This is a genomic window from Paenibacillus sp. FSL F4-0100 (genome assembly GCF_037993005.1).
GTDB lineage: Bacteria > Bacillota > Bacilli > Paenibacillales > Paenibacillaceae > Paenibacillus_AQ.
The window spans coordinates 7,536,794-7,562,192 of record NZ_CP150303.1; the positions used below are offsets into that span (position 1 = coordinate 7,536,794).

Annotated in this window: 30 protein-coding genes; 6 read left to right on the forward strand and 24 right to left on the reverse strand. The window is 45.1% G+C overall.

The window, feature by feature from the left end:
- Positions 1 to 15: 15 nt before the first annotated feature.
- Both MHH48_RS34220 and MHH48_RS34225 read right to left on the reverse strand, forming a co-directional pair.
- Positions 16 to 402 carry a hypothetical protein gene (locus tag MHH48_RS34220; RefSeq protein ID WP_076323667.1) on the reverse strand — a complete coding sequence of 129 codons (387 nt, stop codon included), beginning with the start codon at positions 400 to 402 and terminating at the stop codon, positions 16 to 18.
- A 131-nt stretch (positions 403 to 533) separates the two neighbouring features.
- Positions 534 to 1,088, reverse strand: coding sequence for a TetR-like C-terminal domain-containing protein (locus MHH48_RS34225; RefSeq protein WP_076323666.1), 555 nt, complete (start codon positions 1,086 to 1,088; stop codon positions 534 to 536).
- Positions 1,089 to 1,255: 167 nt separating this feature from the next.
- On the opposite strand from MHH48_RS34225, the gene MHH48_RS34230 reads away from it, so the two are divergent.
- On the forward strand, positions 1,256 to 2,704 hold the full coding sequence (locus MHH48_RS34230) for a DHA2 family efflux MFS transporter permease subunit (protein ID WP_076323665.1): 1,449 nt from the start codon (positions 1,256 to 1,258) through the stop codon (positions 2,702 to 2,704).
- Positions 2,705 to 2,914: 210 nt separating this feature from the next.
- Here the strand turns inward: MHH48_RS34230 and MHH48_RS34235 are convergent, their stop codons facing one another.
- From MHH48_RS34235 to MHH48_RS34270, 8 genes are all read right to left on the reverse strand, one after another.
- Positions 2,915 to 4,216: a glycosyltransferase family 2 protein gene (locus MHH48_RS34235; RefSeq protein ID WP_076323664.1), complete on the reverse strand. Its 1,302-nt coding sequence runs from the start codon at positions 4,214 to 4,216 to the stop codon at positions 2,915 to 2,917.
- A complete protein-coding gene (locus MHH48_RS34240) occupies positions 4,209 to 4,352 on the reverse strand; it encodes a hypothetical protein (RefSeq protein ID WP_179090659.1) in 144 nt (47 codons plus the stop codon). Before MHH48_RS34240 ends, MHH48_RS34235 begins: the two co-directional genes overlap by 8 nt.
- A gap of 42 nt (positions 4,353 to 4,394) precedes the next feature.
- Positions 4,395 to 5,270 (reverse strand): diguanylate cyclase, encoded by an 876-nt coding sequence (locus MHH48_RS34245; RefSeq protein ID WP_076324058.1) that lies wholly within the window; start codon positions 5,268 to 5,270, stop codon positions 4,395 to 4,397.
- Positions 5,260 to 6,363, reverse strand: a complete 1,104-nt coding sequence (locus MHH48_RS34250) for a glycosyl hydrolase (protein WP_076323663.1) — start codon at positions 6,361 to 6,363, stop codon at positions 5,260 to 5,262. Before MHH48_RS34250 ends, MHH48_RS34245 begins: the two co-directional genes overlap by 11 nt.
- Positions 6,364 to 6,657: 294 nt before the next feature.
- On the reverse strand, positions 6,658 to 6,999 hold the full coding sequence (locus tag MHH48_RS34255) for a helix-turn-helix domain-containing protein (protein WP_076323662.1): 342 nt from the start codon (positions 6,997 to 6,999) through the stop codon (positions 6,658 to 6,660).
- A 28-nt stretch (positions 7,000 to 7,027) separates the two neighbouring features.
- The gene (locus MHH48_RS34260; protein ID WP_076323661.1) at positions 7,028 to 7,606 is read right to left on the reverse strand and encodes a TMEM175 family protein; all 579 of its coding nucleotides are present in this window, start codon (positions 7,604 to 7,606) and stop codon (positions 7,028 to 7,030) included.
- Between the two features lie 289 nt (positions 7,607 to 7,895).
- A complete protein-coding gene (locus tag MHH48_RS34265; protein WP_179090658.1) occupies positions 7,896 to 8,045 on the reverse strand; it encodes a hypothetical protein in 150 nt (49 codons plus the stop codon).
- A 147-nt stretch (positions 8,046 to 8,192) separates the two neighbouring features.
- Positions 8,193 to 8,555: a winged helix-turn-helix transcriptional regulator gene (locus tag MHH48_RS34270; RefSeq protein WP_076323660.1), complete on the reverse strand. Its 363-nt coding sequence runs from the start codon at positions 8,553 to 8,555 to the stop codon at positions 8,193 to 8,195.
- 145 nt (positions 8,556 to 8,700) lie between these two features.
- Here MHH48_RS34270 and MHH48_RS34275 point away from each other — a divergent pair, with 145 nt between their 5' ends.
- Positions 8,701 to 9,054, forward strand: coding sequence for a DoxX family protein (locus tag MHH48_RS34275; RefSeq protein ID WP_076323659.1), 354 nt, complete (start codon positions 8,701 to 8,703; stop codon positions 9,052 to 9,054).
- Between the two features lie 68 nt (positions 9,055 to 9,122).
- On the opposite strand, the gene MHH48_RS34280 is transcribed toward MHH48_RS34275, so the two are convergent.
- The 7 genes from MHH48_RS34280 to MHH48_RS34310 form a co-directional block, all read right to left on the reverse strand.
- The gene (locus MHH48_RS34280) at positions 9,123 to 9,839 is read right to left on the reverse strand and encodes a GDSL-type esterase/lipase family protein (protein WP_083659726.1); all 717 of its coding nucleotides are present in this window, start codon (positions 9,837 to 9,839) and stop codon (positions 9,123 to 9,125) included.
- 398 nt (positions 9,840 to 10,237) lie between these two features.
- Complete coding sequence (locus MHH48_RS34285; protein ID WP_076324056.1) at positions 10,238 to 11,152, reverse strand: nucleoside hydrolase; 915 nt, start codon at positions 11,150 to 11,152, stop codon at positions 10,238 to 10,240.
- Between the two features lie 102 nt (positions 11,153 to 11,254).
- Positions 11,255 to 12,172: a nucleoside hydrolase gene (locus tag MHH48_RS34290; protein ID WP_076323658.1), complete on the reverse strand. Its 918-nt coding sequence runs from the start codon at positions 12,170 to 12,172 to the stop codon at positions 11,255 to 11,257.
- A gap of 68 nt (positions 12,173 to 12,240) precedes the next feature.
- Positions 12,241 to 13,044 carry an ABC transporter ATP-binding protein gene (locus MHH48_RS34295; protein WP_076323657.1) on the reverse strand — a complete coding sequence of 268 codons (804 nt, stop codon included), beginning with the start codon at positions 13,042 to 13,044 and terminating at the stop codon, positions 12,241 to 12,243.
- Positions 13,041 to 13,904, reverse strand: coding sequence for an ABC transporter ATP-binding protein (locus MHH48_RS34300; RefSeq protein WP_076323656.1), 864 nt, complete (start codon positions 13,902 to 13,904; stop codon positions 13,041 to 13,043). The genes MHH48_RS34295 and MHH48_RS34300 overlap by 4 nt, the downstream gene beginning before the upstream one ends.
- Positions 13,901 to 14,650 carry an energy-coupling factor transporter transmembrane component T gene (locus MHH48_RS34305; RefSeq protein WP_076323655.1) on the reverse strand — a complete coding sequence of 250 codons (750 nt, stop codon included), beginning with the start codon at positions 14,648 to 14,650 and terminating at the stop codon, positions 13,901 to 13,903. Before MHH48_RS34305 ends, MHH48_RS34300 begins: the two co-directional genes overlap by 4 nt.
- A 664-nt stretch (positions 14,651 to 15,314) precedes the next feature.
- Positions 15,315 to 15,848: a hypothetical protein gene (locus MHH48_RS34310; RefSeq protein ID WP_076323654.1), complete on the reverse strand. Its 534-nt coding sequence runs from the start codon at positions 15,846 to 15,848 to the stop codon at positions 15,315 to 15,317.
- A 309-nt stretch (positions 15,849 to 16,157) separates the two neighbouring features.
- On the opposite strand from MHH48_RS34310, the gene MHH48_RS34315 reads away from it, so the two are divergent.
- Complete coding sequence (locus MHH48_RS34315; RefSeq protein WP_076323653.1) at positions 16,158 to 16,679, forward strand: cupin domain-containing protein; 522 nt, start codon at positions 16,158 to 16,160, stop codon at positions 16,677 to 16,679.
- A 645-nt stretch (positions 16,680 to 17,324) separates the two neighbouring features.
- Here MHH48_RS34315 and MHH48_RS34320 read toward each other — a convergent pair.
- Positions 17,325 to 18,245 (reverse strand): alpha/beta fold hydrolase, encoded by a 921-nt coding sequence (locus MHH48_RS34320; RefSeq protein WP_076323652.1) that lies wholly within the window; start codon positions 18,243 to 18,245, stop codon positions 17,325 to 17,327.
- 419 nt (positions 18,246 to 18,664) lie between these two features.
- Between MHH48_RS34320 and MHH48_RS34325 the strand changes: the two genes are divergently transcribed.
- Positions 18,665 to 19,042, forward strand: a complete 378-nt coding sequence (locus MHH48_RS34325) for a MarR family transcriptional regulator (protein ID WP_237566648.1) — start codon at positions 18,665 to 18,667, stop codon at positions 19,040 to 19,042.
- 292 nt (positions 19,043 to 19,334) lie between these two features.
- Here the strand turns inward: MHH48_RS34325 and MHH48_RS34330 are convergent, their stop codons facing one another.
- Entirely contained in the window at positions 19,335 to 19,589 is a 255-nt protein-coding gene (locus MHH48_RS34330; RefSeq protein WP_076323650.1) for a hypothetical protein, read from the reverse strand.
- A 691-nt stretch (positions 19,590 to 20,280) separates the two neighbouring features.
- Here MHH48_RS34330 and MHH48_RS34335 point away from each other — a divergent pair.
- Both MHH48_RS34335 and nspC read left to right on the forward strand, forming a co-directional pair.
- The gene (locus tag MHH48_RS34335) at positions 20,281 to 21,519 is read left to right on the forward strand and encodes a saccharopine dehydrogenase family protein (RefSeq protein WP_076323649.1); all 1,239 of its coding nucleotides are present in this window, start codon (positions 20,281 to 20,283) and stop codon (positions 21,517 to 21,519) included.
- Between the two features lies 1 nt (position 21,520).
- Positions 21,521 to 22,648 (forward strand): carboxynorspermidine decarboxylase, encoded by a 1,128-nt coding sequence (gene nspC, locus MHH48_RS34340; protein WP_076323648.1) that lies wholly within the window; start codon positions 21,521 to 21,523, stop codon positions 22,646 to 22,648.
- A gap of 48 nt (positions 22,649 to 22,696) precedes the next feature.
- Here the strand turns inward: nspC and MHH48_RS34345 are convergent, their stop codons facing one another.
- The 5 genes from MHH48_RS34345 to MHH48_RS34365 all read right to left on the reverse strand — a co-directional run bounded on the left by MHH48_RS34345 (position 22,697) and on the right by MHH48_RS34365 (position 25,312).
- On the reverse strand, positions 22,697 to 23,155 hold the full coding sequence (locus MHH48_RS34345; protein ID WP_076323647.1) for an SRPBCC family protein: 459 nt from the start codon (positions 23,153 to 23,155) through the stop codon (positions 22,697 to 22,699).
- Positions 23,156 to 23,159: 4 nt separating this feature from the next.
- Positions 23,160 to 23,600, reverse strand: a complete 441-nt coding sequence (locus MHH48_RS34350) for an SRPBCC family protein (RefSeq protein ID WP_076323646.1) — start codon at positions 23,598 to 23,600, stop codon at positions 23,160 to 23,162.
- Entirely contained in the window at positions 23,597 to 24,103 is a 507-nt protein-coding gene (locus MHH48_RS34355; RefSeq protein ID WP_076323645.1) for a MerR family transcriptional regulator, read from the reverse strand. Before MHH48_RS34355 ends, MHH48_RS34350 begins: the two co-directional genes overlap by 4 nt.
- Positions 24,104 to 24,533: 430 nt before the next feature.
- Positions 24,534 to 24,638 (reverse strand): hypothetical protein, encoded by a 105-nt coding sequence (locus MHH48_RS34360; protein ID WP_244879114.1) that lies wholly within the window; start codon positions 24,636 to 24,638, stop codon positions 24,534 to 24,536.
- Positions 24,639 to 24,823: 185 nt separating this feature from the next.
- Complete coding sequence (locus MHH48_RS34365) at positions 24,824 to 25,312, reverse strand: imm68 putative immunity domain-containing protein (protein ID WP_076323644.1); 489 nt, start codon at positions 25,310 to 25,312, stop codon at positions 24,824 to 24,826.
- Positions 25,313 to 25,399 lie beyond the last annotated feature (87 nt).

Consider the following 25,399-nt stretch of genomic DNA (forward strand, 5'->3'; position numbering starts at 1 on the left):
AACTGGCTGTCGCTATTATTTTTCGATGATTTCCCAGTGCAATTCGGCGGGTGTATCGGTTACTAACTGTCGAAGCGCAGATTCTACAAGCTCAAGGCTTACGATGTACTGCTGAGGAAACTCACAGGCTTGGCCGCCTAACGTAACCTCGACAAACTCCTCTTCCTCCTCCTGTGAGCCGAGAAGGTTGTGAATCGCCGTGCTTGTCTCCACCGTCACAATGAACTCGTGACTGCCGCCGCCAATCATGATCATGTTATCCATATGCTGAATGCTGACCTGACTGCGTGTGAAGCCATCCATCTGCCGGATGACGTCCAGGCACTTCTCCAGCGATGCTTGAGCATGTTCGACCGTGTGCGCCACAGCTCCTTGCCGCTGTTCCTCATAAATGGTGATCACCGATCAACTCTCCTTTGGATAGGCTTTTTACTTAAGATACGTCCATGATATAGAGGACTGGGAATATTTGCAATGTTCCTATGCATATTGGTTCTAACGTTCCAAGCTTCGCCTTCTTTTCGCCTAATCGGTTACAAATACTTTCTTCTATACATCAAGGTAATCTGATCCGCAATGTATTCAGCGCTATGCTCGGTACCATCCTTAATCCACCACATAATAACCCCCAGAAGTGATGATGCCACAATATCAACGGAGGCAACCCGACTCGTGGAATTGATGTTTCTTGCGTCTCTGCGTTGTTCTATCGTATTTTTCAATAGGTTCGACAAGTGGGTTTTGAAGCCCGTATGCTCAACCAACACGGCGAAAATTTTCCGGTATTCATAAAAATAATTTAAAAATGTAATCAGCTGCTCCCGTTCGTTTCGGCTCTTCAATTGTAATAGCGGCTCGACTTTCATGGACAGGTCGTCAAAGATCTCATGCACGATCTGGCGCAGCAAATCGTTAATATCCTCATAATGCAAATAAAACGTGGCACGATTCAGTTCTGCGCGGGTTGCAATTTTTTGAACGGTCAATTGAGAGATCTCCAGATTGTCGGCCAGTAATGAAAAAACGGCCTGCTTCAGCATCTTTTTGGAGCGAATGGCTCGTGGATCCACTCTTTTATGTTCAGGCATGTCATCCCTCGATTATCGTTAATTTGTCACTTCATCGACCGATCTTCCGATACTGTCGTTTAGTCGACAGTTTCAGCAGAATTGTAAATAGGAATCACTCTTCAATGCTGATAAGATATATTTTATTGACACTGTGTCGAAAAAGCAATGAAGAGAGGACAGCAGCCATGCAAGAAGACATAAAGAAAATAAATAAAGGGATATTACTAACCATCTTAATCCTGGGTTGTTTCTTATCCACGCTCAATCAGACGCTGTTAAATGTCGCCTTAAGCAATCTAATGGATGTATTTGATGTCACGGCAGCCACCGTACAATGGATTTCAACGGGATTTATGCTGGTCAACGGGATATTGATCCCGATTACGGCCTATTTGATGAAACGCTTTACCACGCGTCAATTATTTATAAGCGCCATGTCGTTTCTATTAATCGGTTCGATCATCTGTGCGGCGGCGCCCAGCTTTGTTGTGCTCTTGTTAGGACGGATGATCCAAGCAGCCGGTGCAGGAATTGTCATGCCGCTCATGATGAGTGTTGTGCTCGCCATCTTCCCCGTCGAAAAACGCGGCAGCGCTATGGGACTGCTGGGACTGGCCATGATTTTCGCTCCGGCCATTGGGCCGACGCTCGCGGGCTTTATTGTCGAATACCACTCTTGGCGCTGGTTATTTATCGGACTCATCCCACTTGTCATCATTGTCATAGCATTGGCATTCAAGTATTTAGTAAATGTATCCGAAACGTCTAAGTCGAAGCTTGATGTGGTAAGCGTTCTTTTATCAACGGTCGGATTTGGCTTTATTTTATACGGCTTCAGTAGTGCAGGCAGTAAAGGCTGGGACGATGTAATGGTCATCCTGTCCTTGGGTATCGGGATTGTTGTAACGGCCATATTCTGTATGCGACAAGTCAAGTCCGATGATCCACTGTTGGACCTGTCTGTCTTCAAAAATAAAGTCTTTACGATAACGTCTCTTATTAACGTATTAGTCACGATGATGATGTACGCAGATATGATCTTACTGCCTATTTATCTGCAGAATGGTCGTGGTTTTACAGCATTCGATGCAGGACTGCTCTTATTGCCGGGTGCGCTTGTAAATGCGTTGATGTCACCCGTCACCGGTAAATTATACGACCGTTTCGGTGCGAGGCCGCTGTTCATCATTGGTTTGCTGTTTATTATTCCATCCATGTGGGCGGTAACAGATTTATCTGAATCGACAACGTATATGTATTTAATGATTCGTACCATTTGCCTACGAATTGGATTAAGCTTCATCACCATGCCACTCAATACGGCCGGGCTCAATGCGCTGCCCAAACAACTCGGTACGCACGGTACGGCAGTGAATAATACCGTTCGCCAAATTGCCGGTGCCATTGGTACTGCTGTCGTGATTACGATTTATACCGTGCAGGCAACAAGCCATGCAGCTGCAGTGATGCAGAACAATCCTTCTACGACTGCTGAGCTCCTTAAATCCCTTACATCCATTTTAGGGGCAAGCGACGCCTATTACTTCATGATGATTCTAGCAGTTGTCGCGTTTGTTATCACATTATTTATGCCTATGAAAAACAAGACCATGATCGAAAGAAAGCAAACATAGTTAGCAAGGAATGCCCTCTGTTGTAACCGGCACTAACCTAGCAATTACGGTATATAAGAAAAGCCAATCCTTTTAAGGAGTGGCTTTTCTTCGATTTATTTGACGAAAGGATTACCGATTACATTTTGAATACCGTAGATCCGAAATCGCTCGCCTTTTCGATCCCACATTTACCTTCGCCGATGCTCTACCGAACCCGGAACGATTCCCTTATCCAAATCGCTGCGTTTTGTACCACTTGGCTTTTCTCCCTGTCACTTTGTCTATGACGAAAGAATAGAGCGCGCGCAGGGAAATCAACAGAAATAGCTGAGCATACGTGAAATACGATAGGCAGGATAGAATAAAGTTTTGGGTCGTGCTTTGCCCGACATCGGTTGCCAGCGCCAGATTGATCTGCAGCACAAATAGGTAATACATCAATCCCCAGGCAACCATCAGATAGACGTATACATCATCGGCAAACTGGAACGGTGACACCACATCCGGATTGAACAGCGCAATCACCCAGTAGGCCAAGTTGACGACGATGATGATATCCGACACGATAATGGATAATAAGAACCAGAAATAACTCGCCGCATAATACAGCACTTGCAGCTTAATCCGCCAGCTTGACCGATTAAACAAATGATGGATGTTCTCAATCACGACCGAAAAATTCCCCTTGGCCCATCGTTCCCGCTGCTTCAAGTACACACTGAGCTGCTCCGGCTCCTGCTGATAAGCTTCCGCCTGGGGAGCCAGAGCGATCAGCTGTCCCCTTGTCATAATCTCGAACGAGATGGCCGTATCCTCCGTAATGGCCTCCGTATCCCAGCCGCCGATCTCGCGCATCAGATCCGTTTTTACAATAAAATTCGTCCCTGGAATCGTCCCCAGCTTGAACAGCTCCCACAATCCGGTATGATAGATTCGCTGCGCGGTGACCAGTTCGAGATTAATGCATTGGGAGAGGAAATTCTGCCCGCGGTTTCTGGCCTTGTTCCGTCCAAATACCGCTCCATAGGTTTCAGGGTCTTCCATCGCTTTTTCAATCAAAAAGTACAATGAGTTCCGCTCCGGTGCCGCATCCGCATCAAAAATACAAATCCACTCGTTCTTGGCATACTCCAGCGCATCATTAAGCGCACCCGATTTGCCACCCGTTCCTGTACGTTCAAAAATCATAAAATCCCGGTCGCGATACGCTTCCTTGCTCTTCAAAGCCTTCAATTTTCCGGCCGTATCATCACTGCAGTTATCGGCAATGACAATGAGCTGCACCTTATCCTTCGGGTAATTCAGCCGCAAAATATTCTCCGCCGTTGCCGCGATAACCAATTCTTCATTGTGCGCCGGCACCATGACAGTTACCTTGGGGAAAAGCTCCATCTCATCCACCCCGGGAATGTTCCATTCCCTGCGGCTCTGCCTGAAAATAAACCGAACGGCTCCCCCCATAATCAGGATCGACTCGAATACGGCAGCCCAAATGCTAATAATACAAAATATTAATAATAAGTCAGCCACGGATCTTCCTCCGGTCGTATTTTCGCTGTACACGAACTCGAAGGGCCATCGTTGCAATAAACAGACCCAGCGCCGCAAGGGTAAACATCAGGCTGACAATTTTGCATAGCGGGACAAACCATTCCGTATAAGACATTTCTTCCTCCTCCTGCCGCTAACTAAATAAATTGGCAATGATTTATATATATTCTCCGATCAAATCGGTCTCCGTATTGCGTTCGAGCGCGGCAATGACCGCATCCGCATCTTCATATTTACTGAACTGCTCCTTAGCAAACACCAGCGCTCCTGCACGGATCACCAGCTTCAGCTCCCCGCCTTTCCGGTCCTGAAACGGCATGTCCATCAGCGCGTGCTTGATCCGGTCCGTCAATGCCTTTAAATACTCCTGGTTCGTCATGGGGAGCAGCAAGACAAAACGCCCCTCGTCAAGGCCGAACTTGTAATCCTCGTACCGAATATGATTCCGTATCCCTTCCGATAAGGAAGCGAGCAGCCGAGCATAGCCTTGGGAACCAAGGGATTCCCGCACCATCGGCAGAAATTCAATTTTAAACATGGCCAGGCAAAAGGTATATGCATCCGCATAACGATTGGCCAGATTCGACTGCTTGACCAGCGTTTCCTTAAAGGCTTCTTTATTGCTTAGCGAGGTAGCCAAATCCACTTCCGGATTCTTTCGCTGCAGCTCCTCAAGCCGCTCCATCAGCCGCTTGTTGCGAATCAGCCCGGCTTTGATAAATGTGGCCACGGCCACATTGGCTGGCAGCAGCCAGAGCCAGGAGATGGACAGCACATCGACCTCGGCATACGTCGTAAGCCATACAAAATAAGCAACGATATAAACAAAAGTACAAACAACCGAGACCCCGGGGGGGACCAAGAAACCGAGCAGCAGAGCCGCAAGGCATCCGATGCTGAATCCCAGTTCAAGCAGCGTAAATGATGAGTCTCTAAAAACATTAATATAGACCAACAACTCCTGCAGGACCGCTATACCGATCAGCAGTACGTACCCCCAGACCATGCGCTGGATCAATCTTTTATTTTCCATGTCCACCTCGATCAAAAGCATATTCCCCTAATAAAGGAAGCAAGTTATCAAAAATATGCGTATTTTTTCCGAATACATATCCTCCGGGATAACGAGCATCTTTTCCCTTGAGAGTCTGCATGCGTTTGTACAGCTTTGCTGCAAATGGCCTGTCATCCCTTTGAATAGCATACATAATTGCAAGCCCATACACCGAAGAAGACTCGTAATTCACCACGGCCGTTCGATCAGCGCGTCGATACTGTCCGGCTACTTTCCCCGTCCGCTTAAACTCTTGCTTCAGGAATGTAAGCAGCGGCTCTTGGCCCCTTTCCGTTTCCCCGGCATGCAAAGCGACTAACAGCTGATCAATTAAATTCGCATTTGCATCATATGTATATTCCCCGGTCACTACATTAAAGGACTTGGGGTAGAACACACCGTCATCCGGCATTTCCTGCAGAAGGGAATGATATCGATTGTACGTTTCCATATCCAGTAACCCTTCTTCCAGGAGCGCTTTTAGTGCCGGGAGATCCACATAGGCAAGACTCAATGTATCGGGCAAATCCTGACTGTAGAAATCGAAGAAATCCACCAGATACCCGTTTTTCTGTGACCGGCTTAACAAGGTTTCCGCGAGATCCCTGGCCGTCGTCTTCCATTCGGAGTGGCCCTTCCATATCCGGGCACCCTCGAGCAGAGCCCCGATAATCCGCAAATCGTCGCCAAGCGCGTTCGTGCTAACGTCCGCCCCTCCTTCGGGATTTAGTTTCCACACAATATAATGGCCATCCGCTATAAAATAACGGGTTAATATGTCATAACTCTTCTCAAATGCGACAAGGTCACGACTTTCCAGCGCCGCCTGCATCCAAAACCCGAGGGACTCGGAGAGTGCCTCTCGTCCTGCTGCCAATTCAGGATGGATCGACGGGGCTTCCTGCAAATAGGTAGCCAGTGTGCCATTCGGGTTGGTCATATTCATCGTAATAAAACGTTTTGTTGAAATATCCCCCTTAGCTTGGATCAAACATCCCCCGATCCCCAAAGCTGCGCTTAACAATATACTGAGGCCTATCCACAAGACTTTACGTCCGCTTCGCCATTCCAAGCCGCCCAACCTCCATTCACCCAGGAGTAACACCCTTATACCAAAAGGCATCTGCACCCGAGGGTTCTCACCCCCTCGCGAATTGTATCATTCAATTCTGTACAAAAACTGTACAGGTCAGGGCTTGAAGATGAAACAGTGTGATTGGAAAAAAATAAGAAAGGAGCATGCCGCAGCAGCTCCTTTCTTACTCATCACATTTTATTTTTCAACTTGATGCTTATTTTGATTAATAATAAAAAACCGTCCCTCAAAGGCTTAACCCAAATTTCAGTGTGCTGATGATTCTCCCGTTCACTTCAACTGATCGTCCAACATTGCTTCAATAACTTTCAGTATCCTCTTTTGCTCATTTTCACTTCTGCTTCTGAGCCTGTTCACAATTTCTGCGAGTGTAGACTCGCTGGCCTCTCCGCTCACAGGCTGGATATAACTAAAAAACTCCACCATCGAGAGGTTGAGCGCATTCGTAATTTTATCCAGTACCACAACGGAACATACTTTTTCGGAACGCTCCAGCTTACCAATATACGTTTCGTGTACCTCAGCCTTACTTGCAAGTTCCTCCTGGCTTAGCCCACGTAGTTTTCGGAAGTGCCGAATGCCTTCCCCTACCATCTTCATCAAATCACTCACAACGATCACCCTAAGCAAACCATAGTCGTTAGTGGCTTCTCAAGGCGTGCTCGATTCGCTTATCCGGCATGAACCAGATTACGGCAACAAGTACGAAAAAGAAGCCGGATATCCAAACACTCACATAAGCGGTCAAGGCCGCAGTCAAGTAGAGTAAAGGAGACAGTTTTCCCTTCCAATCTTTACCTATCGATCCGACGAATGAGGAATCGCCGGAATGCTGGTTCATAATCATGCGCTGAAGCAGCCAGTACGAGAACGCCGCTAGCAATAAAATTATCCCGTACAGCGCCGTTGGAGTGGGTGCAAAATGGCTTTCCCCCATCCAAGCTGTCGTGAACGGCACAAGGGATAGCCAAAATAAGAGCAGCAAGTTGAGCCACATCAACCGCCCGTTCATCGTTCGAACCATATGCAGCAGGTGATGATGATTGTTCCAATAGATGCCGACATATACGAAACTGAAAATATAACTAATAATTTTTGGACCAAGTTCAACTAGCGCATGCCAGTCATGGCCTTCCGGCACTTTGAATTCCAGCACCATGATCGTAATAATAATGGCCAGCACGCCATCGCTGAATGCTTCCATCCGATTCGCTTTCAAAGCACCTTTTCCCCTCGCTTCATATTATCCCAGGCGTCCTCTGCCATTCCTGGTTCGCTACCACTCTTTATAATTTCCATCTAAAGCGGAAAGCCATACCTATACAGTTCTTGTGTTTTCAAAATGAAATTCAAATTTCTCAAATCGATTTCTGAGATCATCCTCGTGTGGGATCCACTCCGAATCACTCCATAAAGACATGCTTATGAGTTCCGACAGCTTATCTACGGCTTGTTCCGACTCGTAATCCTTATGAAGTCTTCGAAATCTCCACTTTGAATATCCAACGCTACTCGCAGGTAGTCATCATGAAGCCGCTCTTCTTGGAGTCCGTATTCACTTCTCGTCCACGGTTCACAAAATAAGGCTTATTCCCTGCTTCCTCCATAGCTTCAAAAATTCCATCATCTACGTTCATCTTGGAAAGATGCTCGGACATCTCAATGTACGTCTCTTATATTCATTATAGAGATCGTTTGTCCAGAGTCTACCTACTTTTCACCTGAATTTTGGAAATGACCTTGAACGACTCCACATCCCTCTGCAACACTCTCCAACTTTCCACAACATTATTTTTCGCCGTTACTTATGATAAGGTCCCAGATTCATTCCCTGAACGATCTACTCCGTATAGCGCATTCATGTGCTCAATATGGGCCGCACCCCAATCATTCAATGCCTGTAACACCGTACTTAAACCTTTGCCGTAATCCGAAATCGAGTATTCTACTTTCGGAGGGATTTGGTTATAAACCTCACGATGTACGATATCGTTATACTCAAGTTCTCTTAATTGTTGAGTAAGCATCTTTTTGTTTATATCTGGTATTGCTTTTTGAAGCTCGCTGAATCTCATTGTGCCGTTCGAAATAAGCTGAAGCAGAATGACTGATTTCCATTTTCCCACTAAGATATCCAAGGCTGATTCAAATTTACAATACTCTTTCATTGAACTTCCCCATTTCCCTTTGCCTGGTTAGGTAACTTTTTGTTTACTATGTTTAGATAAAGTGCCTACTTCCTTAAATCGAATACCAAAGTCTATTATACCTTTAGAGGATGTTGATAAAGTAGTCAGGAGGTTGGCACCATTCATGAATATCGCAATATGGATCATTCAAGGGCTTGCAGCACTAGGTTTTGTCTACTCAGGGTGGTTGAAGGCATTTCAGTATGAAAAAGCCAAAGAGTCTTGGGTTTGGGTAAAAGACGTTTCAAAAGAGTTCGTCGTCTTTATCGGGCTAGCAGAATTGTTCGGGGCACTTGGAATCATTCTGCCCCAAGCGTTGAATATTGCACCTGTATTGACGCCAATTGCTGCAACCGGACTTGCCGCAGTCGTTCTTTTCGGCGCCCTATACCATGTTTCACGTAAAGAATATAGAGAAATCGGCGTGAACATTGTCTTCTTCGCGTTAACTGTATTTGTTGCGATCAGTCGTTTTTAAGCGGAAACAACATGTATAGAAGCCATCGAAGTTTCAATATAACTAAACGCTTCTACCAATAGGCAGGTTTAAAGGTATTTCAGCAGGTTGTTTAAAATGACGGCATATCCGTTAGCAAACATATGGATCCCGTCGATGGCGTATTCCTTTTTTAAGTTACCCTCGCTATCCGTCAATCCTTCGTTTACGTCAATAAATGTATATCCGTGCTTCACCGCAAGCTGCTCAACCGCTTGGTTGGCTTTCCGGATGGCCTCATTCGTCCGATTCTGGAACACCTCATCCATCGAAGCTCTGGGCACGAAAGGAAATTCAGCCTCGGCATTTACGGGATAATACGCCATGACGTACACCTTGCAGTCCGGCAGCCTTTCGGCAATTCGAGTCAAAATTTCGTCATAGTTTGCCAGTAAGTTTTCCAATATATAATCAGGCGCGCTGATGTCGTTGGTACCGATGTTGATAAAAATTTGAGAAGGCTCCAGTTCGAAAATGCATGTCTCCAGCGACGCTATCAATTCCGCCGTCACGTAGCCGGCAATGCCGCGATTATATATGCAGTATCGGTGTTCCAGCGTTTGCTGCAGCTCGTTAATCGAAAAAAATTCCATCAGTGACGAGCCGACAAGCACCGTTTGGCCCTTCCGGGCAAGCTGATTGAGGATCTTGTATTTTCGCAGCTTCTCCTTCTTCTCATCATGCGCTTCCGGGAAATCGTCCAGTTCCTCCCGCTGCTCTCCGCTCCGGACTGCTTGAACATGTTCATGACCGTCTGATGATGCCATTTAAAAGTTCCCCCTCCTTCATCGGTTGACTCTCGATCCCACTCGCTGGAAGTTTCCAATCATTTAAAGTATTCGCGAAGTCATGACACGATCCTGCCCGTTAGCTTAGTGACTACGAATCCATTTTGTGCAGCACTATCTTAATATTTGTTTACGTTACAACTAAAACCCCAAGTTGTTTTATAAAAAAGGCTGCCACGGTTAAGGATACATGTTCTTGTCCCTCGACAACTAATGACACAAATCCCCCCCTGAAGAAGTAAAAAATAAAAAAGGAAGGGCGCTAATGGCCCTTCTCTTCAACAGTCAGCGATGTGTATCTGATAAGCAGAATATATCTTTAAAACAAAAATCAGACGTCTTTTGCATGTTACGTTGTGCAAAAAATGGTGCTTACTTTAGAATATACGTTCTAGAAAATGCTTTAAAAACCGATCTGATTGTACTTGCGTACAGACTTGAATTTTTGGCTCGCCACTATGCCTACCTATGGTTCTACCAGTTTCTTCCCCTTCTGTAGCAACCCTAACATTCAATTTTTTTGTCTTTACAAAACTAGAATCAATGGCAACTCCTACAGCAAGCGGATCATGAAGCGCACAACCACCAATATCAGGATGTGATGATGCATATGCACTCATGTAAAATTCAGTCATATCAGCAAAAAATGGGGCAACTTCCTTGCCTGACGCACGCCAGTCAGCAAGTTTTTCTTCAGGCAATAACGTTTCAAGCGTTACATCAAGTCCGACAAGAGTTACAGGTAATCCTGATTGGAACACACAATCTGCTGCCTCCGGATCGCTTACTATATTCGCTTCACAATATGGAGTCACATTACCGGGTACATAAACGGCACCCCCCATTATCACAACCTCTTTTACAAGAGAAACAATTTCAGGGAACTTATTTACAGCGAGAGCCAAATTCGTGAGTGGCCCAACCGCAATAATCGTAATCTCATTTGGAAGCTTTTTCACCTGATCGATGATAAAATCGGTTGCAGATTCAGCTTCAACAGTTCTCATCGGGTCCTCGTCTAATGTGTTACCCAATCCATCTTCACCATGGATATGCTTTGGATAGTGTTCTTTCATACCACGTGTTAATGGTTTTTCTGCTCCCAAAAATACAGGTACATGTTTACCCAATTTCTCTACAACTGCTAAAGTATTGCGAGCTGCTTCTTCAACTGGCACATTCCCAAAACACGTTGTGAAACCAAGTATCTCTAACTCGGGAGAATTTAATGCGTAAGCCATTGCCAATGCATCATCAATACCGGTATCAACGTCAAATATAATTGGCTTCAATATGCCCCACTCCATTCCTAACAACGCCCTTTTAGATTCCCATTCAGAATAGACGTTACAAATTCTCCGATAATCCAAGCGGAATCTCTACATATCTTCGATTTATTCTAGCCTTTCTACAACTAATCGCTCCATTAATAACTGTATAAATCTTTCCTGATCAACATCTAAGCACACCTCTACATTTCCATCATCTGCAAGCATGGCCAATGTTTGTCCTGTTTGTGGTCTATTGTCATACTCTACATAAACCTTCATTTTCCTTGTCTTTACTAGGCTTCTATCAATTAGTAGGGCAACTGTTAGCGGATCGTGCATGTACGTATGCTGTTCGTTATTATATTCAAACCACCCTTTCATCATAGTAGACAAGGCTATATTAAGTAAGTTACCTGTGTCATGAAGTTTTCTTCTTTCTTCTTCTGTGATGATAACTTTTAGTGTAACATCCAAGCCAACCATCACAATAGGAGCATTGCTTCTAAACACAACAGATGCCGCTTCAGGGTCGCAAACAATATTATGCTCTACAAGTCTCATTTCAGGTCCACTTTCTCCAAAACGTGTGACCCCACCCATCAACACAATTTCCTTTACATTTTCAACGATTCTGGGTTCACGAATGATGCTAGCTGCTATATTCGTTAAGGGACCAATCGGTACTAAGGTAATCTCACCGGGATTATTCATAACGGTTTCAATGATAAAATCAACCGCATGTTTACTATCATATTCTAGAGCATCTTCCTCAGTTAATAGACCTTCTCCCTCATGTCCGGCCATCCAAATTTCGCGATTATTCAGCAACGGATTGTTAATACCTGCGTAGACATGTACATCTTCTCTATTTCCAAATTGAAGCAATTTCTTTACCATCTTTGCCCGAAGATCAACATCACCGTACACAGTAGTAACACCCTCCAAGATGATCTCCGGTGATCTCATTGCCAATGCCAAAGCCATGGCATCATCGATATCGCTTCCTATATCTGTATCAATAATAACTCGATTTAAAGTCATGAAGAAATTCCCCTTTCAATTTACAAAAAGCCATTATACATTATATTCATTTATCCAATATAAGGAATTCAAATACTTTGCATTTGCTGAACCATTTCCTTAATATTTAGTATTCTCCCATTCATGCCCAGATCATGGCTTAAAGAACTTATAGCTGGTTGCTTTAAACTACTTCTTTCTAGAACATCAAAATCCCAGAATATATCCCTTTTGTCAGAATCCTCAATTTTTTTCTTATTTGCCATAACGATTACCCGTTGAAAATTATCCACTACAAACTCCATATCATGAGTAATGGTTATAATAATCTTATTTTCTTTTTGCAAAGTCGAAATAATCGACGATAGTCTCTTCAATGATGGTAAATCTTGTCCAGCTGTTGGTTCGTCAAGAATAACAACATCAGGATTCATTGAAATAATCGATGCAATTGTAACAAATTTTCTCATCGAGTAAGCCAAATTATATGGGTGTTCCTTCAAAAAGGGCTCTAGGCCGGTTAGTTCTATTGCTTTTTGAGTGTTTTTTTTCACAACTTTTGCAGGTAATTTTAAATTTTTGGGTCCAAACTCTATTTCACTGTATACATCACTATGAAAAATTTGATCGTCTGGATTTTGAAACACATATCCTACCCTTTTAGAAAGTTGTGCAGTAGTGTAATCTTTTGTATTCCAATCTCCTACATATATCTCTCCCTCTGTTGGTCGCAACAAACCATTAATTAGCTTTACCGTTGTCGTTTTTCCCGCCCCGTTCTGCCCGACAATAGCTACTGCCTCTCCTTGTTTGAAAGACATGGAGATATTTTCCACAGCAGTGTGCCCATTAGGATATCTATAAGTTATATTTTCTAACCTAACACCATTCATTTTTTATCCTCCCTTAACTTATTCCATTCACGAATTGTCGAAATTGCATTTTTTCTTGTATATGGAATTTGATCTATAGAGAGTCCTTGCTTTTCCATCTCAATTCCCAATAGAGCATATTGTGGCAGAGCTCCTTTATGAGAGAGAACACGTTCATCCGTGAAAATTTCATGGGTCTCTCCTTGCATAACAATCTCCCCATCCTTTAACAAAACAACCACATCCGCATATTCTGCTAATAAATCTATCTTATGTTCTACTAAAATAATTGTTTTTCCCTTTTTCTTCATGATCTCGATAATTTTAAAAACTTCCTCTGTACCTTGCGGGTCTAATTGTGATGTTGGTTCATCAATTACAAGAATTTCAGGTTCCATGACAATAATGGACGCAAGGGCAACCCTTTGTTTTTGTCCTCCTGACAGTTCAAATGGGTTTTTATCTACTAGTCCCTCAATATGAAATAAAGATAACACCTCATCAACTTTTTTGTGAATTTCCTTTGTTGGTAACCCAAGGTTTTCCAAACCGTAGGCAATTTCTTCGTATACTGTATCTTTTGTGCCACTAATTTGAGTAAATGGATTTTGAAACACATATCCCACTTTTTGTGATAATTCACTAAGTGTCCATTCGCGAATATCTTTGCCCTCAAGAATGACATCACCACGAAGATGTCCTTGATAAAAATGTGGTATAAATCCACGAATAGTATTGCATAAGGTTGTTTTTCCAGCACCATTATGTCCAATTAGTGCGTAAAGCTTGCCCTTTTCAATATTCAAACTTATATCACGTAAAACTTCCTTGTTTTCAATGGGATATTTATATGATAGATTCTTAATCTCTACTACGTTCATAATAAAAATCTCCTCATTATTAAAATAATAAACAACAGCATAATAGCTATTCTGACGATCATATCTTTTGGTGTTTTTTCAATATGATACACATGTGTCTTTTTTACTTTAGAGGAAAAAGCTCTTGATTCTAATGTTAGTACCCTTTCCTCCGTTCCTTGTATTGATGAAAGAATAAGGGGGCCAATTAAGGGAACAAACGCCTTTACACGAACTAAGAACTTTCCTTCAGTCTCAATTCCTCTTGATCGCTGTGCATCGGCAATCGTATTAGACAGAGCCTTCATTTGTGGAATTATCTGTAAAGTCGATAGTATTACAAAACTTACTTTTTTCGATACGCCCATTTTTTCAAGAGAGTACATGAAATCCTTGATCTGTGTAATTTGAAAAAACAAAATGAGGGATGCACTTATGGCTATAAGTTTAGAGGTAAGCAGTAAGCTATTCATAATGCCTTCTTTACTAATAGACAAGAAACGCCACTCATATAAAACCGTTTCCCCAGGTATTAAAAACACTTGGAAAATGAAAATAAACAGTACGATAACGATGATTGTTTTGCAAAATACACTTATAAATAACTTGAATCTCCCAGCAAGTAAAGCGATGATTATAATTATTGGTAATATAGAATACTGGTATATATAACCTGGCAACATTAATGCTGAAATAATAACAAAGAAAACAGCTAACATTTTTGTGGTAGGGTACAGATCTAAAATAAACCTATTAATAGTATTCATCTATTACACTCCCCCAATCATTTACGATAACCTCTTTTTGAAATATGGGTATCCATAATTCATTTTCGACAAATATCTTTGTGGAATTTTCTTTACAGTCAACAAACTAACTCCAACGGTAACACTTGATGTAAGGATTCCACTTATAATAGAAGATGAAAATACAGAATAAAAAACGGTTTGTCCCGAAGCTATTATGGCACCCGTGAGAAGATCGAGACCTGAACCAGTAACACCACCAAATACAAAAATGGAAGTAAGCGTTCCAAGTACCTTTATACAAATAGAATAGAATATGCAAAAACATGTCTTCTAAAAAATCGGAAAGCACTGATCTCTGAAATTGCCCTAGACTCTGGGTTTGTCAACGATGCACAATTTTGCAGTATGTTCAAGCGGGCAACTGGTATGACCCCGACAAAATATCGTGAGCAGGTAAGTGCTAATACCTCGTATAATAATAAGATTAAGAAGACCCCAACCTAAACTGGTTGGGGCCTTCTTTCACCTTAATGTAACGATGTGGAGCAAGAAATAATGAGGCGTGCTCAGCGGCTGGATAAGGAAAGGATCGGCTGAAAAATAAGGACGTTAAGAGCAGCTCGCCGCCGATCACGAATAGCCCCTTTGGGCCTTCCAAAAGGGCTGTTCCTTTCTTCTTCGGTTACGGTGATTCGCCTTCTGCCGCAGCAGCTCCGGGTGGCTTCATCAAGCCTTGAACGGCGCCGAGAAACGGGCGTATGGACTTGATCATGCCGTATCCCATCCTCACGACCGGGACAAATCTTTGGATCATGCCGAACAGGCGCATGCCGCCGCCTAACGCACCGCCGAGCGATCCCGCAGCAGCGCCGCCAAGCCCGCCGATGCCGCCTAATCCCCCGAACAGCGAGCCTATCATCGGCAGAAAGGCCGATACCCGGACGTCGGGCTTGCGGGAGCGGGAACGGACGGAAGGCTTGCGCGCGCCGCTTCGCCGGCTCCCGGAACGGCTACCCGAAGCATGGGAGCCCGCTCTGCGCTGCTTAGGCCGGGAGCCTTGCTTCCGCGGCTGAGCTCCGGTGCTGGCCAGCGTCAAGCCACTGCTGTTGGCGTCGGTAATGTAGCCAACGTAGGTCTTTCCGCTGTGCAGGGTGATACATACCGGCTGACCCTGCAGCCGCTTGACCCGTGCGAGCACCTCTTTGGATTGTTCCATGGAAGTTCACCTCGCTCACTGGTTATGGTTCATTGTACGCTAGGGGCGGACTGCCTGCTTGTGCGAATGCAGCATGCACATAAGCCCTCCTCGCTGCGCCAACGCCTTTTTCCCCGTGTCGCCTTCATTCTCACCCAAGGATGGGTTGCTTTTATTAATTGAAATATTGATGAATCATAAGTAATAATGAGATTATGCTTAAATCAATGATGAAGGAGTTAACCATCACTTACGGTACAACTTCATGGCTGGTTACTGCTTAGTAATTTCATTGCAGCATAGTACACACATAACCGGAGGTATACATGTATGAGTAAACATGATGCAGAGTATTATATATCCAAGCTTGGGCTTGAACCCCATCCAGAGGGCGGATATTACAAAAGAACGTTTGAATCTGAGGAAAAAACTTCAGATCAAGAATTGTCCGTTTCCTTTGAGGGAACAAGATTGCTTTATACAAGCATCTACTTTTTATTAGGCTCAAATGACCTCTCCCATTTCCATCGTTTGAAATCCGATGAACTATGGTATTATCACGCTGGAGGTCCATTAACAGTACATGTTATTGATGAGAATGGAGAATATAAGGAGTTTAAATTAGGAATAAACTTGGATAAAGGAGAAGTCCCGCAAGTGTTAGTCCCAAAAAATTGTATCTTTGGTTCATCTGTTAAGGATCAAGATACCTTCTCATTAGTAGGGTGCATGGTTTCACCTGGTTTTGAGTTTCGGGACTTTGAGTTATTTACACAGGACGAGCTCTTTGCTAAATACCCACAGCATAAAGATGTCATCATGAAGTTAGCCTATGAAGTGATTCCAGTTTAGTTTTAAATAGCCAGTCGGTGATATTCTATCGGCGACTGGCTATTTAGTTTCGCATGAATATATAGAATCCGTCCTACAATATTTAGTCCTACATCAACTATTTATATAGATCATCATCGCTATTTGTACGATTGTCTGACAATTATGCGAGAGTGTTAGTATTGTCCTAGAAGACCTTCCTTCATGGCAGTTTTTTCGCAGCGATGAAATCCAACGAGCCCTGCAATTAGATATACCAGCGAATTTAGTCCCCACCCCATGCCCAACAAAACGTCTTTTCAAGCCTGCTGAGGGATCTTCTGAAAAAACCTGCCGCTATTTGTGGTACGGTTCATCTTAACGGCACTATCGGCTAAAATTGCGAGAGGAGCTGCCGCGGCAGCTCCTTCGTTATTTTCATTGAAATATTGAGCTAACCTATCTGGTAACGGCTTCCTTATGCCAACATGTTAAATTCGCTTGCAGTTTAACTTAATGCGTTGGCTTCAGCCCATTTACTACCCCCATCGCTCTAATGGATTGCAGCAGCAAGAGCCCGATCTATCGCAAAGTATCCGACATTCCCCCTACATCAACGAGCATTACGTGTTGCCGCCTTGAGTATGCACTGTCGTGGCTGTCGGGTCGACACCGCCCGTCAGGCCTTTACTTGGACTCAATACGACCCAGCGGGATGGCGCTATTTTCCAGAGCCGCACGAGCTGCCGGCCAGCTGGAATCGTCGAGATCGAGCGCGTTGCGAAGGTAGGCCAACGTGAGCCGCTGGATCAGGGCGACTCGTTCGGGGCTCTCGTCCGTCGTCTCCGCGACGCTGTAGCCGGGGATCCCGCCGAGCGAGTGCTCTGCCCCGAAGAGGGTGAGCAGGCTCTTGCTGCCCGGGCTCAGGAAGTACGGGTCGGTGAACCAGTCCGGCCCCCGAGTGGACAGTTGAGACTGGTCATGGTCTCCCGCTACCACGAGGGTCGGCGTGCTCATGTCCGAGAAGCTCGGGTTCATGAAGGGGAAGTGCTCGGCTGCGAACGGAGACAAGTCAGCTCCGCCCCGGCCAGTAGTGGCCAGCAACACGCCCGCCTTAATCCGCGAGTCGGACATGTCCTCTCCCGGTCTGCCATGCGCATCGAGGACTCGTGCCCCTAGCAGCATGCTCACCGTCTGGCCTCCCCAGGAGTGTCCAGCTGCGGCGATGCGGCTTCGATCGAGGCGCCCGTTGAGGCCGGGAACGGAAGCCTCAATAAGATCAAGCTGGTCGAGGGTGCGCTTCATGTCCTCGACTCGGAAACGCCAGATCCGTGGTGTACGGGGATCATCAGGAGGAAGGTTCAGTGTCCTCGAGTCGAGATGGGTGGGTTGAATGACGACGAAGCCGTGAGCAGCCCAGAAGTCGGCCAACGGGCCGTAGCCGTCCAACGACCAGCCATAGCCGTGCGAGAAAACAATAATAGGCAATTCACTCCCAATCGCGGGCGCAGACACTCGTACTTGCAGATCCTCACCACGGCCCGGGGCTGGTAGCACTACCGGCTTCACCGAGATAACTGGAGTAGGCGCACTAACGTTGATTTTCATAATAAATGTTCCTTTCTTGGAAAAAGATTAGCCCAACCGTTTCTGGGAGGAAGCGGTCAAGCAGGTTCCTGAAATACGGGTACTCTTCGATAACACGTTCGAGATAAATCACCAGGGGAGCGGGCCGCCCTCGTTCGACAACTTGCCCATCGGACCGTTCGCTTCGAGGAACACGAGGCGCACGGGCGCACGGGCGGCCCGCATAGTAACACTCTCCCTTTTTATTTCGATGTGCGATCTTTGCAATATATTCTCAGGTTGATATATCAACCTGTATCAACGATAACACATTGTAGTTGACGCGTCAACCGTGCTATTATGTTCCTATGGATAAGAACGAACTAAACAAAGAGGAAATGCGAATATGGCATATGTGGAAAGGCTCCTTTCAGAGCATCTTCGGTCGCGTAATAAAAGAGATGTCGGAGCACACAGGACTATCAGAGGGTGATTATGGGGTATTGGATCGGTTAGACCTTTTGGGGAACGGCAGCCTTCGCCAACAGGAATTGGCCGACTCGATGGACTGGGATAAGAGTCGATTATCACATCATCTGACGCGGATGGAAAAACGCAGACTTGTGATGAGGAAACCATTAGACACTGATCGGGGTGTTCAAGTCGTCATCACTTCCGCTGGAAAATCAGCATTGGATGATGCCCGTCCCATAGTCTCCATGGCAATACGCAAACATTTCCTTGATCAATTAACGGATCAAGACATTGAGTCGATTACTAGGCTGGCGGAAAGGACAAAAACAGGGTCTTCAGCGTCTTGTGAAGCCCCGCCAACATGACAGCGTTTTTGATGTTATTCATGAAGAGAAAGTGGACCGGTACTCCATGAAAAGAACTCTCCAGATTCGGAGGGTTCTTTTCATTTTTTATCCATATATTTCGCCCTTATCGACAGTTACTTTTTTACTTATTTTTATGTTCATTTTATTTATATTAAATGTAATCTCATGTTTACTCTTTACCGTCACTTGTGATACGATTCTCCGCACTGTCTGTACCGGCAAGTTTTAAGGCCATCCTTTACGGGATGGCCCTTTCTTTTAGTCACGTTTACTTAACTATTCCTTTTGCTTAGCTCTTCGGAATCAGATTGAATAATTGCTTGCGTAGCTGCTTTTTGTCCACCTTATCCACGACCGTTCGAGGCAACGAATCTAGGATGAACAGTTGAGTTGGCCATTTGTATCTTGCGAGACTCGGTTCGCAAAACGCCTGCAGCTGTGCCAGGTCCAAGCTACCGCCGTCCCGCAGAACCACGCAAGCGACGAGCCTCTCACCTTCGCAAGGAAGTGAGAGTCCGATCACCGCCGAATCAATAACCATCATTATTCAGGTGTTAAAATTCGGATTAATAAGAGAATACCACTTATATTGAATGATTGGGCATTAATCTTTCCAATTAAATACAGCAAGTCCGGCAGGATCTATTCGTGTTGAATGCCTTAAATACGATGCCTCATTTTATTTTCAACACCGCAAAAATGCTTTTGTTTTAAAATTTTCCTTGTTCAATAATCCTTATCCTGCTATTATGAAATAGCATGATTTTTGGAAAGCGAATAGTCAATATATTTAGGATCTTTCCAAGCAGATAATCTTTGACCACTTCTATTTAGGAAGTTAAGGCCATACGGACAGCCGGGTCAATTGCCGATTGGCAACTTTCGTTGCCTTATTGATTGAGTTCAAAGCTCAAATTTTATAAGTTGGTTACTTTACAACCAGTGCTTATGCACACAACTTGTGAAACGGTCAATAAGAGTGGTAAAAGTAATTATTTGCTATATAGACTCTGATCCTAACATGATATATTTGAATATTAAGCGCCTTTCTATAAAACGTTGAGTTTTATAGCTGACTGACGAGCAAGCAAGAGGTTTGTCCGGTCATGCTTATTGGGACTATCTTATTATTTGACTATATCAAAGCAAGTGTGATGCGCATGGTGCGTGTTTCGCTTGCTTTTTTTGTTGCCGTTTTACATTAAAAAAATTTATTTGGGATAGGAGATCGAAAAATGGGAAAAGCACTAATCATTGGCGCCGGCGGCGTAGCATCTGTAGCCATTCATAAATGCGTTCAAAACAGCGAGGTTTTCGAAGAAATCTGTATCGCCAGCCGTACGAAATCCAAATGCGATGAGCTGAAAGCAAAATTGGAGGGTGGCAAAACCAAAATTACGACCGCACAGGTCGATGCAAACAACGTAGATGAGCTGATCGCTCTGATTAACGAAGTCAAACCGGATATCGTCATGAACCTGGCTCTGCCTTACCAGGATTTGACGATCATGGATGCTTGCCTGGCCACCAAAACGCACTATATGGATACGGCAAACTATGAGCCGGAAGATACGGCGAAATTCGAATACAAATGGCAATGGGATTACCGCGAACGCTTTGAAAAAGCAGGAATCACAGCTCTTTTGGGCAGCGGATTCGATCCAGGCGTAACCGGCGTATTCTCCGCTTATGCGCTGAAACACTATTTTGACGAAATCGAGTATATCGACATTCTGGATTGCAACGGCGGGGATCACGGCTATCCTTTCGCAACCAACTTCAACCCTGAAATCAACATCCGTGAAGTGTCCGCTAACGGACGCTACTGGGAAAACGGGAAATGGATCGAAACGAAGCCGATGGAAATTAAGCGTGAATATAACTTCGCTGAAGTCGGCCAAAAGGATATGTATCTGCTCTACCATGAAGAGCTTGAATCCCTTGCGCAAAACATGCCTGGACTGAAACGCATCCGTTTCTTCATGACTTTCGGTCAAAGCTATCTCATGCACTTAAAGGCGCTTGAGAACGTAGGAATGACTTCCATCGAACCGATCGAATACGAAGGAAAACAAATCATTCCGCTTCAATTCCTGAAAGCCGTACTCCCGGACCCGGCTTCCCTGGGACCTCGGACAGTGGGCAAGACGAACATCGGCTGTATCTTTAAAGGAAAAAAAGACGGCCAAGACAAGACTTACTACGTCTACAATGTTTGCGACCATCAAGAGTGCTACAAAGAAGTGGGCTCCCAAGCCATCTCCTATACAACTGGCGTGCCTGCCATGATTGGCGCAGCGATGGTCATGACGGGCAAATGGAATAAACCGGGCGTATTCAATATCGAAGAGTTCGATCCGGATCCATTCATGGAAGAACTGAACAAATGGGGCCTTCCATGGGTAGAAGACTTCAATCCGGTCCTTGTTGACGCATTGCCTGAAGAAGCGAAACAGCCGGAGCTTGTTCGCTAATATGCGGTTCGAGGAATTACCGACACCCTGTTTCGTAGTCGATGAAGCACTCATCGAAAAAAACCTGAACATTTTGAACGGCGTTATGCAGCGTACGGGAGCCAAGATTGTGCTGGCGCAAAAAGCTTTTTCCATGACCGCCATGTATCCCCTCATCGGACAATACTTAAGCGGCACGACTGCGAGCGGTTTATTCGAAGCGCGGCTGGGTCACGAGGAAATGGGTAAAGAAAATCACGTCTTTGCGCCTGCCTATCGTGAAGATGAAATCGACGAAATTATTTCCATTTGCGATCATATTATCTTCAATTCCTTCTCCCAGTTGGAAAAGTATAAAACGAAAGCTCTTGCTGCGGGTAGAAAAGTAGGCCTTCGCATCAATCCGGAATGTTCGACGCAAGAGGGACATGAAATCTATGACCCCTGTTCGCCGGGGTCCAGATTTGGCGTGAAACGAGAGGATTTCCGGCCGGAACTGCTCGAAGGCGTTTCAGGACTACACTTCCATACCCTGTGCCAACAGAACTCGGATGATTTGGAGACCACGCTGAATGCGGTCGAAGACAAGTTCGGGCAATGGCTGCCGCAGATGGAATGGATCAATTTTGGTGGCGGTCACCATATCACGAGAGACGACTATGATATCCCGAGACTCGAAGCTTGCATTAAGAGGATGCAGGAGAAATACGGTTTAGAAGTCTACCTCGAACCCGGAGAAGCCATCGCACTCAATGCGGGCTATATGGTCACCTCCGTGCTGGATATCCATCGAAACGGCATTGAAATCGCGATCGTGGACACGTCCGCTACTTGCCATATGCCCGATGTTCTGGAAATGCCTTATCGTCCGCCACTCGTCGATTCGGGCGAAGCCGGGGAGAAACCATACACCTATCGGCTTGGTGGTCCGACCTGCCTGACGGGTGATGTCATCGGAGACTATTCCTTCGATCAGCCCCTTAAGAACGGTGACAGATTAGTGTTTGAAGATATGGCGATCTACTCCATGGTCAAAACCAACACCTTCAACGGCATGCCGCTGCCGGCCATCGCCGTGCAGGAGAAAGACGGCAATTACCGCGTCGTACGCGAGTTCGGCTATCAGGATTTTAAGATGAGACTAGCGTAATGAATAACCAAAGCCTTAGCCCTGCAATAAGGGTTAAGGCTTTTTGGTCTAGTTCAGTTTAACAGGGCTATCGGCCAATTCCGCCAGCACCTTGCCAAGTCGGTCAAGCTGCTGTTCATTAGCTTCTATACAGATGGGCTTAGCTTGTTCAAACTCCTCTTTTTTCTTGAAAAGTTGACGGAAGGTGACCCTGGTCCGGCCATCGAAGCCCTCGAAGGTAGCCGTTACCCGAAATTCATGAACGTTTAGATGATCAATCACGACCCGCTCCGTCGGCACAATCTCAACAAAGACGTTATGGTTAGGATAATCCACGCCATCCGGTCCGTGCATGGTGAACTTCCACGTACCTCCCGGCCTCATATCGCATTCGTGAAACGTATTCGTGAAGCCTTGCGGCCCCCACCACTTTGCCAATAAACCAGGGGTCGTCCATGCCTGAAATACAAGCTCCCGCGGGACATCGTACTCGCGCGAAGCAATAAGTTCATTCTCACCTATAGTCATGTTCCTACCTCCCTTCTACTACCTTGCCCAGTGTGTCCAACATGATGTTTGTACCGTGCTCTCGTATTTCTGGCGTATCATGTCCGTCAAAGAATGCACCTTGCTCTGTGAAAATCAAATTCGTACCGCCCTCCACCTTGAAAAGCTCGACCGTTGTGATCGACACGGAGAAGCGTACGCCGCCCGAATCCAGTGTGTACGTATAGACAATGCGCTGCTCTGGAACAAGCTCCTGGTAGCTGGCGTCAAAGGTAAAGATCGGCCCTTCGGGCGGCCCGCCGCTGCTGTACTCGCGCCCTCCAACCTGGAAATCAAAGATGTCTGGCTTCGAAAACCACTTGGCTTTGGCAATCGGATCAGCCCATGCGTGATAAACCCTCTCCGGCGAAGCGGCATAAGTCCGCTCCACAACAAAGGTTCCATGCTTGACGAATCGTTCGTTCATTGATTTTCCTCCTTATGTTCCGGATTTCCGCTCTCCTCGGCAAGAAAGTCTCCCAAAAGGTCCAAATGTCGCCCCCAACTGGTTTGCCGCTCAATGACCGGTTTCTCAAATCCGATCTTCATCGCTTGCAGAAGGCTCGTGAAATCTTCAACCGTTAATTCAGATTTGCCCTGCATAAGCTTGGATACATGTCTGAGCTGCTCCAATAGTTTCTGTTGCTGCTTGATCTGTTCTTGGATTTGATTTATCTGCAGGCCCACGATCTCAAGCGGACTGATCTGCCCGCCAGTTAAGGCCGACTTAATCTCCACGAGAGATAACCCCAGCTCCTTAAGCGATAATATCTGGTGTAATCGTGACAAGTCCAATTCATTGTAAAGCCTGTGGCCGGATTCCGTTTGTCCTGACGGGGAGAACAACCCGATTTGATCATAAAACCGCAGGGTTCGGACGGTAAGCCCTGTCAGCTTGGCGAGATCCCCGACCTTCCAATGTCTCTTCATGAACCATCCCCACTCTTTGGCGCTAGCTATGTACCGGTAGCTCTATTGTAAAACATTACGTTACGTAAGGTGCAAGCGAAATCGTAACGCTCTCCCAGTATATTTTTTTGCGCCCTAATTTTGAACACAAGCTATTAATCCAATCCCATCAACACTACTACAAAGCTGCTTACCTTTTAAAACCCGATCCAGTGGCTATAATCAAGTTTACATAACAAGCACAGAAGGCCACCGAAATAATTGTGGTACGGTTCCACCGTATCATCTATAACGCGAAATCGAAGAGCTTTATCGACCAATATAAATCACTTGCGAACATAAATAAAAATGAGCCCAGTATAATTACCGGACTCATTTCATATAAACTGCCCAATATATATGATGTCTGGCTTTTTAGAGTCACTTCACAGATGGAACAGCATTTATATCATTAAGGCTTCGACACGGATACGAGAAGCTCGTTATCCCCAGAGATGACCGTCATTTCAGGCGGTAGGATTAGGACTTTCACGAAGCGCGTATCTTCGATTTCCATCGCGCTGATGTCCAGCTCAACGGTAGATGGCACCAAATCTTATATTTCGCACTACTTATGATAAGGTTCAGCTTAACGGGTCTATCGGCGAAAATTCACCAAGGCACTTAAACGCCAACCATCTTTATTTGTAATGACCCATAATCATATTCAAAGGGTTTTTATCACAAACGTATGCAACTAACTTATACCAGCTCATCTGCGATCATTTTTGTCTTTTCCGCAAGCTCTCTCATATCATCGGCCGGAACAAGCTCGGATAATTCGTAAGCCAGCGGATTACGGGAAAACTTGTACAATTCATCCCGAAGCAGGTTCCTTTTTTCTTCGGAGGCATCTATATAAAGTTTGCACGGCTGCCTAGCCTCATCCAAATCATGCAAATCGACATAGCCTGATTTATGAGACTCCAACACAATGGCTGAAAGATCCATTAGAACTGAGCAGGCAATATCAAGTTCTGCTCGAAACGTGCCGTTAGCATTTTTCATATCAAACCCAATACTTCCGCCGTTTATCAAGTCCCCCTCAGAAAGCAGAACATCGAAACCCAAGTCCTCTAAAATCTGATTGAGCGTCACATCCGTTGAGTCCAATTGTTCCAAATAGTCTATTAATGCCAGCGAATCATCGGAACCGCCAATTAAATCTCCCCACCATTTGCTTATGTACATGTTCTTCTCCCACTTTCTTTTAAGCATTGTAATTATCCAAATAAGATCGTTTCATTATATAAGGGGTCATAGGCTTTAACTACGCTT